The sequence below is a fragment of the Rhizobium sp. FG96 genome (assembly GCF_057808655.1).
In genome coordinates this window covers 1-13325 of sequence record NZ_JBMDIL010000008.1, presented here as the reverse complement: position 1 = coordinate 13325, position 13325 = coordinate 1, and the positions used below count along the sequence as shown (strand labels likewise).

Genomic DNA, 13325 nt, shown 5'->3' with positions numbered 1-13325 from the left:
GTCATCGCCCCTTGAAAGTGCCAAGGCGTTCGCCGGAATAGACATTGTCGCGCAGCGGCCGCCACCACCATTCATTGTCGAGATACCAGCGAACGGTCTTTTCGATGCCGCTGTCGAAATTCTCTTCCGCCTTCCAGCCGAGCTCGGTCTCGAGCTTGGTGGCATCGATGGCATAGCGGGCATCGTGACCCGGCCGGTCGGTGACATTGGTGATCAGCCGCGAATGCGCCTCCTTGCCCGGAAATACGCTATCGAGAATCGCGCAGATGCGTTCGACCACCTCGATGTTGCGCCGCTCGTTGCGGCCGCCGACATTGTACTTCTCGCCCGGCCGCCCGCGTGAGGCAATGGTGAACAGCGCCCGCGCATGATCCTCGACATAGAGCCAGTCGCGGATATTGGCACCGTTGCCGTAAACCGGCAGCGGTTTGCCCTCCAGCGCATTGAGGATCATCAGCGGGATCAGCTTTTCCGGGAAATGGAACGGGCCGTAATTGTTGGAGCAGTTTGACACCACAACCGGCAGCCCATAGGTCCGGTGCCAGGCGATCGCCAGATGGTCGCTCGCTGCCTTCGAGGCCGAATAGGGAGAGGAGGGATCGTAAGCGGTCACTTCCTCGAAGAGCCCGTCATCGCCGAGCGAACCATAGACCTCGTCGGTCGAGACATGCAGGAAGCGGAAAGCGCTTTTGGCCTCGGCCTCAAGACCATCCCAATAGCCGCGCGCCGCATCGAGCAGGCTGAAGGTGCCGACGATATTGGTCTGGATGAAATCGCCGGCACCCGAAATCGAGCGATCGACATGGCTCTCGGCAGCGAGATGCATGACGATCTCCGGCCGGAAGGAGGCAAACGCCTCCTGCATTGCGGCGCGGTCGCAGATATCGGCGCGCAGAAACCGGTAGTTGGCAGCGTTGTCGACCGAAGACAGCGAGGCCAGATTGCCGGCATAGGTCAGCTTGTCGATATTGAGAACGTCAGCTCCCACCGTGTCCACCAGATGGCGCACCAGCGCCGAACCAATGAAACCCGCTCCCCCCGTTACCATCACCCGCATTACCGGAACACCCCCTTCAATCACTGCGCAGAATATTGGAAATAGGCCGGAATATCGGCGAGCCTCGGAAGCTTCCTGTCCTTGTCCGAAAGTACCGCATCGGCCTCCGAAACCGGCCAGGCAATGCCGATATCAGGATCGCTCCACAAAATGCCGCTGTCATTCGCCGGGCTATAAGGTGCAGTGACCTTGTAGCTGATGACGGTATCAGTCTCCAAGGTCGCAAAGCCATGCGCAAAGCCTGCCGGAACCCATAGCTGAACGCCGTTCTCAGGCGTCAGTTCTTCGCCGAGCCATTGCCCGAACGTCGGAGATCCGGCGCGGATATCGACGGCCACGTCGAATATCCGGCCCCGCAGGCAGCGCACCAGCTTGCCCTGTGCGAAGGGCGCTGTCTGGAAGTGCAGCCCGCGCAAAGTGCCAACCTGCGCCGAGAGCGATTCGTTATCCTGAACGAAGGACACATCGGCGACGTTCTCACGGAACCAGCCGTCCTTGAACGCCTCGGAGAAATAGCCGCGGTGATCGCCATGGCGCGCCGGGATGATCTTCAGCACGCCGTCAATTTTCGTGGTCTCGATGCGCATCGTCAGTCTCTATTCCGTACCCTGCATCACGCTCATCAGCATAGCCGCCTGAGAGCGTGCCCGCATAGCATTATAGCCGTTCTCGGCGATCTGTTCGCGTTCCGCCTGGTCGGCGAGCAATTCCTTGCAGCGCTCGACGAGATCGTCATAGGGCTCGACGGCGAGCCCGCCGATGAACGGATCGAGATCGGGATCCTCGATATCGCCCTCGGTCAACACGCAGACGCGGTTGGCGAGCAGATAGGAGATGCGGACGATCTCGAAAACGCCGCTGGCATAGTGATGGATATTGATGACGATCTTGGCGCGCGCGATCGCGGCATCGCGTTCGGCGCCATAGACGTTGAAGAGATGCACGACCTTCAGGCCGGCCTCATGCAGCGAAATGAGAATCTCGCGGCGGCGGTCGTTCATCGAACCATAGAACAGGACGTCGATATCCTTCACCGGCGTGTGCCGGATCTGCGACAGACATTCGCTGTAGCCGATCTCCAGCACGCCGGCATGCTCGATGCCCTTGGCCGCAAGGTTGCGCCGGTTGCGCGGGCTGTAATCCAGCACCGGGAAAGCCTTGAGAACGGAGCTGTAGCGCTCGTTCATCCAGGTGCTCTCGTCCGAGACCTGTTCGAGATTGATGACGACGCTGTCTTTCGGCAGTTTCTGGATGATCTCGAGAGACAGCAGGTTGCCGCCGTAGATGATCGGCGAGCGCCCGGCGAACTCGTGCATCTCGCGAACGATCGGAGCCGAACCACCGAGCTCCTGGAATGAGCCCTGCAGCGCGAGCGCCACCTCGTCGAATGCGTGGCTGTGGTTGTAGCCTCGCGGCGTGACGATCCAGATGCAGTGCTTGTCCTTGTGGGCCTCCCAGCCGCCCTCGAAGGCCTGCAGCATCTTTGCGGCCGGTGCCGCAGCCGACAGCGGCGCAAGCGGCTGCGTCAGGGCTGCGAGTGCGGCCGGATTGACCGGCGGCAGCGACGTGTCGTTGACGCTGGAGGCGCGGGGCGCAAGTTCGCTCTTCGGGAAGGCGCCGCGCGGCACCCAGGCCGGCGGATCGTCCGCATTCCAGATCAGATGCGGCTCCTTGGCGACAGGCATGCGGCCCTCCTGCCAGGCTTCCAGCCTGGACGGCTCACGGGTCTGCAGGAAGGCTTCCTTGCGCTCGAAGAGATCGTGAAGCAGGCGCCCGGTGCGGGCGCCGAACTTCCACTCGAAATCCGCAGGCGACGGCGAGAACGCCGAAACCTTCATGCCGCTCGCGACCGCATGCGGAATGTAGAGGCCAAGCAGCCGCTCGATGACGAAGGGCCGCATGGCGGCGTTGCCATCGCGGCTGTAGTTTGCCGTGCCGCTGTAGGCGCGTCCGGCCGCGGTGCCACGCAAGGCTTCCTGTTCGAGTGCGTTCAGCACATGTTCGCAGAAGGCGAAATAGCCGGACCAGAATTTCCGGTTACCGGCGAAATAGTTGCAGAAGAAGAAGGTCGTCTGCCCCTGCGGAAGCGCGATCGCAAAGCCGCTATCCCTCAGGAAGGTGAAGATCGGTTCCATGCCCGGATGTCCGCCCATCAGGGCATGTTCCCAGACATTGCTGTAGATCGCCGCGTGGCCGATCAAGGGATTGTAGAGATAGGCATCGGCGCCATCGGCGCGCGCCTTCGTCGCTTCGGAAATGAAGGACTGCAGGCTGGAGACCGATTTCGTCTCGAACTTGCTGGACAGCAGCCCCCAGAACATGTCGTCCGGCAGGCCCGCCTGCAGATGATGCTCGTGAAGGATCCGGAACAGCTCGTATTCGCGGGTCGTCGACTGCGTATTGAAGGAAATGTCGAAGGGCAGTGCTGCCGGATCGAGTTGGGCGAGCTGCCCGGCGTCGAGGTATGGCTGGTAGACGATCACCGATCCGGATTGCGCCGCCTTGCCGCTCAGGCTCTCCAGGCTCGGCAGGCCGGCGGGCAGTGTGGTTGGAATTGGCTGGTTGATCGTCAAAGTCCGGTCCTTCGAATGCCGTCCGCCGCGGAAACGGAGGTTCCGCAAGCTCAATCCGGCGTTATCGGCCGGACTATCGGCATCGAAGCTTGCGCCACCCTGTTATCACTCAGGTGAGCCGATCAATGATCGCACAAGATCACCTGTGCAGAATGACATATTTTGAGAAGAAAAAGACTGCGGGAGGCAGTTGGAAGTGGCACGCCCTAGGGGAGTCGAACCCCTCTTCCCAGAATGAAAATCTGGTGTCCTAACCGATAGACGAAGGGCGCTTCCTTCGTGGTGGCGCCCTTATAGTCAGCACCTTACTGACCCGCAAGCGGTAAAATGCGAAATTCCGTAGATTTTTTCACGGCTTGTGGAAATGCCCCCGAGAAAGCGCTGAAGCCCCTGGAGAGCAGGGGATCGCGCCATGCGCTCCTTCCTCGATCTGCCCCGTCTACGCGTTGTCGCCCGGAAAAGTTTGAAACGAATCTGGCCTTCACCGGTTGTTCAGATGTCACCACCTCAACAATGGAGACACCTATGAGCAAGACTGACGTCAAGGAAATCCAGAAGCGCGCCGAGCGCCAGGTCGAGCACACCAGCGGTGGCGGCCATCTCGGCGGGACCTATTTCGGGCAGCAGCCCGATGGCAAGACCGCCTCGGTCACCTCCAAGGAAGGACCGAAGGCAAGAGCCAACGACGGATAGTGGAGAGGGCCTCGCTGCGGCGGGGCCTTTTCTGGCACGCCCTAGGGGAATCGAACCCCTCTTTGCAGAATGAGAATCTGCCGTCCTGACCGATAGACGAAGGGCGCCGGCGATGAGGAATAAATGGGGAGTGGATGCTTGCTGTACAAGCGTCAAAACAGCGGTGTTTTGAAGAGAGAAGTGGCACGCCCTAGGGGAGTCGAACCCCTCTTCCCAGAATGAAAATCTGGTGTCCTAACCGATAGACGAAGGGCGCTTCCTTCGTGGTGGCGCCCTTATAGTCAGGGTCTTGGAATCCCGCAAGCGGGAAAATCGCAATTCTATCAAAAAAATGACAAGGCTATGTTTGTGCAGGGAGATTCAAATTTACCCTGCTAAATCAATGCCCTGTGAATGGGTGTTTGATGAGGGTCGCGCGGTTGACGTTAAGGCACGGCAACCGCGCTCTTCGTTCAGATCGCGCGAGCGCTTGGCGGGCTGCCGCGCCGGGCGCCGCAGCCCCAGTTCCAGTCGCGGTTGTTACCGGTGTCGAGATGGACGGAGTCGGTATGGCAATAGGTGCCGACACCGCCGCGGCCCGGCAGCGAGCGGATGTAGCTCGCAATATCCCATTTCGAGACGCCGTCGATCTTGATGTCGGCGGCATCGCAGCTCTTGTGCATCGATTCCTCGGCGCCGCCGACCATGCGGTTATGCTCGGGATCGCGGTAGCCCGAGGTGACGACGACGGGTTTGCCGAAATGCGTCTCGACGGTCTTGATGACGTTCAACAGATTCGGCTTGAAACAGCTGACCTCGACGCTCGCATTCTGCACATGCACGCCGTTCGGCGCGACGCGGGTCATGCCGGGCAGGGAGGCCTTCTGCAGGAGGCCGGAGAGGCTGCCCATCAGGTTCTGCTTCGGCGCGGCATAGAGCGCATTGCTGGAGCCTCCAGGCAGGCTGCCGGTTGCAAGCGATGCGGTCTGATAGGACGGCGCGATCTGTGTGCTGGTATTCTGAGACGATTGCTGCGGCGGCAGGATTTCGCCCTGCGCATTCGGCTGCACCTGCTGGCCGGGCTGCGTGCTGAACACGCCGGCGCGCGAGCCCGTCAGCCCGCCCTGAACTGGCGCATAGGCATTGGCATCGGCCGGCTGGATGATCGTCGACGTCCGGTTGTTCTGCGGCATCACCGGCTGCGACGAGAAGATGCTCATCGAATTGGCGTTGATGCGGGTCGATTGCATCGCCATGCCGCCGATATTGGCGGGCTGCATCTGAGTCGAGCCCGGTGCCATGTTTGCCGTGGCATTGGGATCGGCCGCCGTTGTCTGCTGCTGGCCGACATTGTTGACCATCGGGTCGCGATAGCCAGGTGTCTTCTGGGTTTGCTGGCCGGGTGCGCCCGGCGCCATGGCGGTCTGCTGCTGCGCGGCGGCTGCCGCCGGAGCGGGCGTCGCCTCGGCAGAATCAAGCGCCTTCTGGCTGGAGACGCAGCCGGTCAGCGCCAGGGCCGAAACGGCGGTCAGAAAGAGGAACGGTCGCGTTCGAAGATGGGGCAAGCGAAAGCTCTCCGGACAAATACGGGAGCAGCCACGGATGGGCCGGGCTGCCTGATTTGGCCGGAGGGTGCATGCGGGCCGTGGCTGCGGCAAGAGCGAAGACGTGGCCGGAGCCCGAAATCGCCAAAGCCGCAAGCCTCGCTAAAGCCCCGGCTTACCAGGCGCCGGTATTGCCCATGGAAAGCCACGGTTCGGCTGCCGGCAGGCTGCCGTTCTTCTGCAGAATCTCGATCGAGATTCCATCCGGCGAGCGCACGAAGGCCATGCGCCCGTCGCGCGGCGGACGGTTGATGGTGATTCCCTGGTCCATCAGCTGCTGGCAGGTCTGATAAATATCGTCGACCTCATAAGCGAGGTGGCCGAAATTGCGTCCGCCCGTATAATCCTCGCTATCCCAATTGTAGGTGAGCTCGAGGCAGGGGGCGCCCTTTTGCTGTGCTTCGGCGATATCATCCGTGGCAGCAAGGAAAACGAGTGTGAAACGGCCTTTTTCATTCTCGGAACGGCGGATTTCCTTCAGTCCGAACAATGTGCAGTAGAAATGCAACGAGGCGTCGAGGTCCTTCACGCGAACCATGGTATGAAGATAACGCATTCTATTTCCTTTCGAATGTTGGAGCCTAGCCCGGATAGGTGACGCATGGTCAGCTTCGGGCAAGACATGCCGCTAAAATCAGCAACTGGGAATAACCAAAAACAGGACTTGCGCTTATCCGTTACCAAGATGTTAATCTTGATTTCAAGAATCAGTTAACCGTAACAGTGTGACGCGTAATGAGGGGCTGGCGACATGGCTGATAGGATTTCATCGAAGGAGTTCAGTGATCTCGACGAGCTATCGGGGGATGCCGTCGATCTCATTGAAATCACCGGTGTCGTCAAATGGTTTGATGTTGCCAAGGGTTTCGGTTTCATCGTTCCAGACAACGGCATGCAGGACGTACTTCTTCACGTCACATGCCTGCGCCGCGATGGCTACCAGACGATCCTCGAAGGTACCCGCATCGTCGCGCTGATCCAGCGCCGCGAACGTGGCTACCAGGCCTTCAAGATCCTCTCCATGGACCAGTCCACAGCGGTTCATCCCTCGCAGCTGCCGCCGGTTCGCACCCACGTCCAGGTGACCGCCACGAGCGGCCTTGAGCGTGCGCTGGTCAAGTGGTTCAACCGCACCAAGGGCTTCGGCTTCCTGACGCGCGGCGAGGGCACCGAGGATATCTTCGTTCACATGGAAACGCTGCGCCGTTTCGGCCTCACCGAGCTGCGCCCGGGTCAGGTTGTGCTGGTGCGCTTCGGGCCCGGTGACAAGGGTCTGATGGCTGCCGAGATCCACCCGGATATGCCGAGCCCGGCAAGCCGCGCCCACTGATGTTCAGGATGAGGACAATGCATAGAATCAAAGGCGCCTTTTTGGCGCTTTTTTTCATTGTGGCGACGGCAGCCCCCATGCCCGGCTTCGCGCAGCAGGAACAGCAGATGGTCTTTGCCAGGGAGCCGCTGGTCGTCCAGACGGCATCCGGCAAGCTGCTGAACTTCACCGTCGAGATCGCCTCGACCAATGAGCAGCGGCAATACGGCCTGATGTACCGCAAGGAAATGGCCGAAAATGCCGGCATGCTGTTCGATTTCGGCCAATCGCGCCGAGTGACGATGTGGATGGAAAACACCATCCTGCCGCTCGACATGCTGTTCATCGACAGCACCGGCGTCATCCGCCACATCAAGGAAAATGCCGTTCCCTATTCGGAAGACATCATCGATTCGATGGGATCGGTGAAATATGTCGTCGAGCTCAACGCCGGCATCGTCAAGAAGCTCGGCATCAAGGTCGGCGACAAGGCCGCCAGCCCGACGATCACCAAGAAATAGAAGAGAAGAAGAAGCCTACTGCTTCTTGCGGGCAGCCTGCGCCTGGGCGACGGCTTCCTGGCGCACGCGTTCCATGAACCGTGCCATCTTCGCCTTTACCGAGCCATAGGTCCCCAGCTCGAAATTGCAGCTGTAGCAGGTGATGATGTCGTCATCGAGCGGCTGCGGACGCGGAAAGTTCATTCGGGTCTTGCCGCATTTGGGGCAGGGGATTTCGACTTGCATGACCGGCTCCTGCTCGGGCGGGTCACCGCCTGCGGAAGATAGAGATTTAAGGGAAATGGTCGGAGTGGAGAGATTCGAACTCCCGACCCTCTGGTCCCAAACCAGATGCGCTACCAGACTGCGCTACACTCCGAATGAAGGGGGCAATACACGCTTCACCGTGAGCCCGCAATATCAAAAACGCGCTTGTCCCGTGCTTCGTTGCGGCTTTTGCGTTCAGGATAGTGTCAGGAAGCGCCGCCATGGTCGCCCCGATTTTGAGATTGCGGTGCTGGCGCGAGTCGTAAAGTGCCGCTGCGCCGGAGCGAACCTGATAGCATGGCAACAGAACAGAAGACGGCGTCGTGGCGCCCGGCGATCGGCAGCATCACGCTGGCGGTCATCGTTTCCCTCTACATCCTCATTGTCGCCAATTACACGTTCTGGAGCCGGGCCTATGTCTATTTCGACGGCCACCGGCCGGCCTTCGTCGGCTTCGTCGCCGGAATGATCGCGCTGACGGTGGCGATCGCCGTCACGTTTTCGGTTAAATATCTGATGAAGCCGGTGCTGATCGTGCTGCTGCTCGCGGCCGTCGCCGCCGCATGGTTCACCGATCGGTTCGGCACGATCATCGACCGCGAGATGATCCGTAACGCCGCGGTGACCACCTCGTCGGAAGCCGGGCACCTGATCACCGGCAAATTCATGCTCTACATGCTCCTGTTGGGCGTCATGCCGTCGCTGCTGATTGCCGCCGTGCGCATCATCCACCGGCCGTTCCCGAGCAAATTCCTGCACAACATGGCGGTCATCATCCCCTGCATCGCGCTGATCGCGATCGTCGGCATGGGCTTCTATCCGACCTATGCCGCCGTCGGGCGCATTCACCGCGACATGATGATGACGATCAATCCGCATTTCCCGATCGGCAGCGCGATCTATTACATGGCCACCTATGGCGATAACCTGAACCTCGTGCGTCTGCCGATCGGCACCGATGCGCATCAGCTGCCGCCTGCCGCACCCGGCAAGCCGCGCGTGCTGGTGATCGTTGCCGGCGAAACGGCGCGCGGCAAGGAATTCTCGCTGGCCGGCTACGGCCGCGACACCAATCCCGAGATGAAGGCCCGTGGCGTCACCTTCTTCCCGGATGTGACGAGCTGCGGCACGGAGACGGCCGTCTCCATCCCCTGCATGTTCTCGGTCTATCCGCGCGGCGTCTATAATTACCGCAAGGGCCTGACGACCGACAATCTGACCGACGTGCTCGGCCACGCCAAGGTCGATGTCGAGTGGTGGGACAACGATACCGGCACCTACGGCGTCGCCGACCGCATTAAGTACAAGTATCTGCCCGATACCCGCGATCCGCGCTTCTGCAAGGATGGCGAATGCCTGGACACGATCCTGCTCGACAAGTTGGACGACTGGCTGGCCAACGTGAAGGGCGACAGCGTGCTGGTTCTGCACCAGCTCGGCAGCCACGGCCCGGCCTATTACCTGCGCTATCCCGATTCGGCCCGCCGCTTCACGCCGGATTGCCGCGCCGCCGATTTCGCCACCTGCAAGCCCGAGGAAGTCACCAACGCCTATGACAACACGATCGTCATGACCGACCAGGTGATCGCTGCCGTCATCGACAAGCTGAAGGCCCATCAGGGCGAGCTTGCCGGCTCGATGCTCTATCTCTCGGATCACGGCGAATCGCTCGGCGAAAACGGCATCTATCTGCATGGCGCTCCCTATTTCATCGCGCCCGCCGAGCAGACGCATGTGCCGATGGCGCTGTGGCTGTCGGATGAATTCGCCAGCGAGACGCGGCTCGACGCCGCCTGCATCGCCGAGCGCGCCAAGCACCCGGCCTCGCACGACAACATGTTCCACAGCGTGCTCGGATTGATGGAAGTCGAGACCAGCGTTCGCGACGCTTCGCTCGACCTCGTTTCGCCCTGCCGCAAGCCGGCGGACAAGCTTGCCTCCAATTGAACTGCGGCAGTTCGCTTTGCCTCGGCTTTTTTCTTGAAACCCGGCGGATTCGCGGATAAGCAAAATTCATCTCTTTGCGCTATCACTGGCGCAGAGAACCGTGCCGCATCAGGCGCGGAAGGTTGAAATATCCGCGGGTGAAACCGCTTATCCGGAGGCGAATGCCGCGATGTCTGCCAAGATCTACCGTCCAGCCAAGACCGCCATGCAGTCCGGCAAGGCCAAGACGCATCTCTGGGTGCTCGAATTCGATCAGGAGCAGCCGCGCAAGATCGATCCGGTCATGGGCTACACCTCGTCTGGCGACATGCGCCAGCAGGTCAAGCTGACCTTCGAGACGCAGGAACTGGCCGAAGCCTATGCCAAGCGCAACGGCATCGAATATCGCGTGCTGCAGCCGAAGGACCCGATCCGCCAGACTGTCGCCTATCCGGATAATTTCCGCTATACCCGCACGCAGCCCTGGACGCACTGATTTCAGGCATACCGCGTTCGCCGCCATCGCAATGGCGGCCGGCCGGCCCCTTAGCTCAACTGGATAGAGCAGCTGCCTTCTAAGCAGCAGGTCGCAGGTTCGAGTCCTGCAGGGGTCGCCATTTGATTTCAGGTGCCACTCCGGGCCCCATACAGCGCTTCAAACATATCAGTTCTTCGCAAAGCCAGTGCCTAGCCAGTCTGTAGCTATGAGACCAGGGTAGCAGAGCTGGCAGCTCGCCAGTAGTTGATAGCATCTTGCGGAAGAATGGTGCCCCTGCCGAGGAGTTGAACCTGGATCGGCTGCTGACAACGCAGCTGCTCTGGCGGTTGAGCTACAAGGGGCGTGAGGCTTTCGATAGACCCGGCCGGGCGGGCGGGCAATGCGTTCTTTTCATCAGGGTTAGCGGGTAAGCTTAACGGGCTTGCACCGCATGAAGGAAAAAGGCCCGGTGCGAACACCGGGCCTTCGATCAGGTTACTGCTGCGTGGCGCCACCACCCGGTGCCGGCGGGGTTGCCGGGGCAGGGGCGGCATTGTTGTCGGCCGGGGCCATCGGCGTTGCCGGCGCGGGAGCCGGAGCTGCCGGTTCGCTCTTGGTCGAAGCCGTCGTCTGCGGGTCGGTATCGGGCGTGCCGTTCCATTCCATATAGGCGAAGGCGGCAACGGCGATCACCGCGATGGCTGCGACCCAGCCCACCCAGGAGCTGGATTTACGGGCGCCGACGGGCGTGGTGCGGAAGTCCGGACCGTTCGTCGGGTTGAGCGGGCGGTTCGGATCATTCAGGTTGTTCGGATCGTATGTCATTGTCTCTACTCCTCTTCTCGTGGAAAGGAGAATGGCTTTCACGCTTATTTGTTCCAGCAGGGCATCTAGAGCGCGCGGTGCGCCTGCCTGTTGATCGCCAGCATGGCGTAGCCGAGCAGCAGCAGGCCGGCACCCATCGCCAGCGCGTGGAGGAGCACGCCGCCCCAGCCGATGCTATGGATATCGAGGAAGGGGTAGGCATAGATCCCTTCGATCCGCCCGCGGATCATCGCATAGGGAAAATAGACGAGCGGCGGCAGTGTCCAGAGCAGCGGGGCGGCGGAAGAAAGGGCGCGCTTGCGCACCGCAATCAGCCAATAGACGGTCATCAGCAGCGGCGTGACGCGGTGATTGAGGGCATCGGCCACGGCCGCCCCGCCGCTGAGCTCCACCATGCCGCGCAGCAGCAACGCAAACACCACGCCGACAAGGATGATGCTCGTCGTCACGCCGCCGAGAACGAGCGGCGTGGCGATCCGTTTGAGATCGAAAGCTGCCGCCGTCATGACAAGCGCGACGGCGAGATTGGTGAGGATCGTGAAGTAGCGCACCATTACCCATATGGCTTCAGGTGCCGAACCTGACATCGCGATACTGGCATCGAGCTGGATGGCAAGGCCAGTCCAGGCGGTCAGAGCAATGATGGCAGCCGCGAGCCGCTCCATGTGGGCGGATCAATCGTTCCAGCGGAAGATCGGCCGGTAAACGCGGTTGGCGATCATCAGGCTGCGATCCGGGCGGATGATATAGGTTTCCTCCACCTCGCGGCCGCGGGCATCCACGAATGTATGCGGGAAATAGGAGCCGATCGGCGACTTCGTCAGCTTCGTGCGCGGCTGGCCGTTATAGGTGATGCTCCCCGGGATCGGTGCCAGGCCGGGGCCGGAGATATCGCCGCCCGCGGTATTGCATCCGGAGAGCAGTGCTGCAGCGACCAGAACTGAGGCAAGGGTAAGTTTCATCGGAGTGCTCCATCAACGGCAAGGCTGCATCTTAGAACTAGGATTTCGCAGTCTTTTTTCTATGGCCCGGAAGCGCGCCGATTCGCAAACGGTCCGCTGATGACGAGAAAGTGTCCCGTTTCGGAGCGGCCGGCTTCGATCTTTTCTTCGCGCTAACCTAGAGGTTTGGTTGCGTGAAACAATTCTAATATTCTTACGTTCGCTGTCCATGGGCTTGGCTGCAATGGCCGGGTCCACTCGATCGATGGTTCGCGCGTTCCCTCGATTTTCGGCTGCCGGTCAAATCCGGCATTTGGAAAACGGAGGAGTACAATGACTTACGCTTATTCCAGGACCCGGCTTGCCGTTCTCGCAACCGCCTGCTCGATTTTTGTCATGCCGCTCGGCGCTGCTCACGCGCTTGATATCTCGATCGGCGGCAGCAATGGTGTGAATGCCAGCGTCGGCGTGTCGTCAGGCAGCTCCGGCGGCCTCGGCGCCAATGTCGGAGCATCCGTCGGCGGTTCGAAGGGCATCAACGCCAATACGAATGCCACGGTCGGCGGCTCGAAAGGCCTCGTCGATGCCGATGTCGATGTCGACGCAACGGTCGGCGGCAGCGACGGCGTCAAGGCCAAGGTCGGCGCCAATGCGCTGAGCAGCAGCAAGCTCGCCGACATCAATGCAGATGTCTCTGCCGGCGGCAGCAACGGCGTCAACGCTAAGGTGGGTGCAACGGCAGGCGGCAGCCAGCTGCTCGATGCCGATGTCACTGCTTCCGTCGGTGGGCGCAGCGGCATCAACGCCAATGTCGGCGCCGACGTCGGCAACAGCGTCGGCGCCACCCTCGGTCTCGGGATCGGCGGCAGCGCGACCGGCAGCAACGGCAATGGTGCCAATATCACGCCCGGTGCCGTGGCGCGCGAGTTCAGCAGGATGGATCCGAGCGACCAGAAGAAGATGCTGGTGCGCTGCCGCGACGTGGCAGCGGGCGGTTATGACTCGGGTCTCGCCGGTCTCTGCAAGATGCTGCGCACGCTGGCATCCCGCTGACGGATATCCCGCTCAAACAAAAAAAGCCGCCGGAGCGATCCGGCGGCTTTTCCTGGAATTGGCTGAGCCTCAGTGCAGGATCTGGCTGAGGAAGAGCTTGGTGCGCTCGTGCTGGGGATT

The 13325-nt window shown here is 61.0% G+C and carries 15 protein-coding genes and 6 tRNA genes; 7 read left to right on the top strand and 14 right to left on the bottom strand.

The window, feature by feature from the left end; genetic code table 11:
* Position 1 precedes the first annotated feature (1 nt).
* The 4 genes from rfbB to ACODR6_RS16955 form a co-directional block, all read right to left on the bottom strand.
* Positions 2 to 1057, bottom strand: coding sequence for a dTDP-glucose 4,6-dehydratase (gene rfbB, locus ACODR6_RS16970; RefSeq protein WP_489023166.1), 1056 nt, complete (start codon positions 1055 to 1057; stop codon positions 2 to 4).
* 20 nt (positions 1058 to 1077) lie between these two features.
* Complete coding sequence (rfbC, locus tag ACODR6_RS16965; RefSeq protein WP_489023164.1) at positions 1078 to 1644, bottom strand: dTDP-4-dehydrorhamnose 3,5-epimerase; 567 nt, start codon at positions 1642 to 1644, stop codon at positions 1078 to 1080.
* 9 nt (positions 1645 to 1653) lie between these two features.
* On the bottom strand, positions 1654 to 3630 hold the full coding sequence (locus ACODR6_RS16960; RefSeq protein WP_489023162.1) for a glycosyltransferase family protein: 1977 nt from the start codon (positions 3628 to 3630) through the stop codon (positions 1654 to 1656).
* A 197-nt stretch (positions 3631 to 3827) separates the two neighbouring features.
* Positions 3828 to 3902, bottom strand: a tRNA-Glu gene (locus ACODR6_RS16955).
* Between the two features lie 253 nt (positions 3903 to 4155).
* On the opposite strand from ACODR6_RS16955, the gene ACODR6_RS16950 reads away from it, so the two are divergent.
* Positions 4156 to 4323, top strand: a complete 168-nt coding sequence (locus tag ACODR6_RS16950) for a hypothetical protein (RefSeq protein WP_165402600.1) — start codon at positions 4156 to 4158, stop codon at positions 4321 to 4323.
* A gap of 32 nt (positions 4324 to 4355) precedes the next feature.
* On the opposite strand, the gene ACODR6_RS16945 is transcribed toward ACODR6_RS16950, so the two are convergent.
* The 4 genes from ACODR6_RS16945 to gloA form a co-directional block, all read right to left on the bottom strand.
* Positions 4356 to 4430, bottom strand: a tRNA-Glu gene (locus tag ACODR6_RS16945).
* Positions 4431 to 4504: 74 nt separating this feature from the next.
* Positions 4505 to 4579: transfer RNA gene (locus tag ACODR6_RS16940), tRNA-Glu, on the bottom strand.
* A gap of 196 nt (positions 4580 to 4775) precedes the next feature.
* A complete protein-coding gene (locus ACODR6_RS16935; protein WP_489023160.1) occupies positions 4776 to 5867 on the bottom strand; it encodes a YcbK family protein in 1092 nt (363 codons plus the stop codon).
* A gap of 154 nt (positions 5868 to 6021) precedes the next feature.
* Positions 6022 to 6462 carry a lactoylglutathione lyase gene (gene gloA, locus ACODR6_RS16930; RefSeq protein ID WP_130278410.1) on the bottom strand — a complete coding sequence of 147 codons (441 nt, stop codon included), beginning with the start codon at positions 6460 to 6462 and terminating at the stop codon, positions 6022 to 6024.
* Between the two features lie 195 nt (positions 6463 to 6657).
* Here gloA and ACODR6_RS16925 point away from each other — a divergent pair, with 195 nt between their 5' ends.
* Entirely contained in the window at positions 6658 to 7236 is a 579-nt protein-coding gene (locus ACODR6_RS16925; protein ID WP_112711631.1) for a cold-shock protein, read from the top strand.
* A complete protein-coding gene (locus ACODR6_RS16920; RefSeq protein ID WP_489023157.1) occupies positions 7236 to 7736 on the top strand; it encodes a DUF192 domain-containing protein in 501 nt (166 codons plus the stop codon). The genes ACODR6_RS16925 and ACODR6_RS16920 overlap by 1 nt, the downstream gene beginning before the upstream one ends.
* Before the next feature lie 15 nt (positions 7737 to 7751).
* Here ACODR6_RS16920 and ACODR6_RS16915 read toward each other — a convergent pair whose 3' ends face one another.
* Both ACODR6_RS16915 and ACODR6_RS16910 read right to left on the bottom strand, forming a co-directional pair.
* Positions 7752 to 7961, bottom strand: a complete 210-nt coding sequence (locus tag ACODR6_RS16915; RefSeq protein ID WP_130278408.1) for a hypothetical protein — start codon at positions 7959 to 7961, stop codon at positions 7752 to 7754.
* A 56-nt stretch (positions 7962 to 8017) separates the two neighbouring features.
* Positions 8018 to 8094 (bottom strand) — tRNA-Pro (locus ACODR6_RS16910).
* A gap of 185 nt (positions 8095 to 8279) precedes the next feature.
* Between ACODR6_RS16910 and ACODR6_RS16905 the strand changes: the two genes are divergently transcribed.
* The 3 genes from ACODR6_RS16905 to ACODR6_RS16895 all read left to right on the top strand — a co-directional run bounded on the left by ACODR6_RS16905 (position 8280) and on the right by ACODR6_RS16895 (position 10525).
* Positions 8280 to 9929, top strand: a complete 1650-nt coding sequence (locus ACODR6_RS16905; RefSeq protein WP_489023155.1) for a phosphoethanolamine transferase — start codon at positions 8280 to 8282, stop codon at positions 9927 to 9929.
* A gap of 169 nt (positions 9930 to 10098) precedes the next feature.
* Positions 10099 to 10404, top strand: a complete 306-nt coding sequence (locus tag ACODR6_RS16900; protein WP_112711677.1) for an ETC complex I subunit — start codon at positions 10099 to 10101, stop codon at positions 10402 to 10404.
* 44 nt (positions 10405 to 10448) lie between these two features.
* Positions 10449 to 10525, top strand: a tRNA-Arg gene (locus tag ACODR6_RS16895).
* A 147-nt stretch (positions 10526 to 10672) separates the two neighbouring features.
* Here the strand turns inward: ACODR6_RS16895 and ACODR6_RS16890 are convergent.
* The 4 genes from ACODR6_RS16890 to ACODR6_RS16875 form a co-directional block, all read right to left on the bottom strand.
* A tRNA-Thr gene (locus ACODR6_RS16890) sits at positions 10673 to 10749 on the bottom strand.
* A 132-nt stretch (positions 10750 to 10881) separates the two neighbouring features.
* On the bottom strand, positions 10882 to 11211 hold the full coding sequence (locus ACODR6_RS16885) for a hypothetical protein (protein ID WP_112711679.1): 330 nt from the start codon (positions 11209 to 11211) through the stop codon (positions 10882 to 10884).
* A 65-nt stretch (positions 11212 to 11276) separates the two neighbouring features.
* Positions 11277 to 11876, bottom strand: a complete 600-nt coding sequence (locus ACODR6_RS16880) for a Pr6Pr family membrane protein (protein ID WP_203428947.1) — start codon at positions 11874 to 11876, stop codon at positions 11277 to 11279.
* A gap of 9 nt (positions 11877 to 11885) precedes the next feature.
* On the bottom strand, positions 11886 to 12173 hold the full coding sequence (locus ACODR6_RS16875) for a hypothetical protein (protein WP_112711683.1): 288 nt from the start codon (positions 12171 to 12173) through the stop codon (positions 11886 to 11888).
* 312 nt (positions 12174 to 12485) lie between these two features.
* On the opposite strand from ACODR6_RS16875, the gene ACODR6_RS16870 reads away from it, so the two are divergent.
* The gene (locus ACODR6_RS16870) at positions 12486 to 13205 is read left to right on the top strand and encodes a hypothetical protein (RefSeq protein WP_489023153.1); all 720 of its coding nucleotides are present in this window, start codon (positions 12486 to 12488) and stop codon (positions 13203 to 13205) included.
* The last annotated feature ends 120 nt before the right edge of the window (positions 13206 to 13325 follow it).

Excerpts from the sequence above, each read along its gene's own strand:
- rfbB (WP_489023166.1), bottom strand. The coding sequence starts at position 1,057 with ATGCGGGTGATGGTAACGGGGGGAGCGGGTTTCATTGGTTCGGCGCTG.
- rfbC (WP_489023164.1), bottom strand. The coding sequence starts at position 1,644 with ATGCGCATCGAGACCACGAAAATTGACGGCGTGCTGAAGATCATCCCG.
- ACODR6_RS16950 (WP_165402600.1), top strand. The coding sequence starts at position 4,156 with ATGAGCAAGACTGACGTCAAGGAAATCCAGAAGCGCGCCGAGCGCCAG.
- gloA (WP_130278410.1), bottom strand. The coding sequence starts at position 6,462 with ATGCGTTATCTTCATACCATGGTTCGCGTGAAGGACCTCGACGCCTCG.
- ACODR6_RS16925 (WP_112711631.1), top strand. The coding sequence starts at position 6,658 with ATGGCTGATAGGATTTCATCGAAGGAGTTCAGTGATCTCGACGAGCTA.
- ACODR6_RS16920 (WP_489023157.1), top strand. The coding sequence starts at position 7,236 with ATGTTCAGGATGAGGACAATGCATAGAATCAAAGGCGCCTTTTTGGCG.
- ACODR6_RS16915 (WP_130278408.1), bottom strand. The coding sequence starts at position 7,961 with ATGCAAGTCGAAATCCCCTGCCCCAAATGCGGCAAGACCCGAATGAAC.
- ACODR6_RS16905 (WP_489023155.1), top strand. The coding sequence starts at position 8,280 with ATGGCAACAGAACAGAAGACGGCGTCGTGGCGCCCGGCGATCGGCAGC.
- ACODR6_RS16900 (WP_112711677.1), top strand. The coding sequence starts at position 10,099 with ATGTCTGCCAAGATCTACCGTCCAGCCAAGACCGCCATGCAGTCCGGC.
- ACODR6_RS16885 (WP_112711679.1), bottom strand. The coding sequence starts at position 11,211 with ATGACATACGATCCGAACAACCTGAATGATCCGAACCGCCCGCTCAAC.
- ACODR6_RS16880 (WP_203428947.1), bottom strand. The coding sequence starts at position 11,876 with ATGGAGCGGCTCGCGGCTGCCATCATTGCTCTGACCGCCTGGACTGGC.
- ACODR6_RS16875 (WP_112711683.1), bottom strand. The coding sequence starts at position 12,173 with ATGAAACTTACCCTTGCCTCAGTTCTGGTCGCTGCAGCACTGCTCTCC.
- ACODR6_RS16870 (WP_489023153.1), top strand. The coding sequence starts at position 12,486 with ATGACTTACGCTTATTCCAGGACCCGGCTTGCCGTTCTCGCAACCGCC.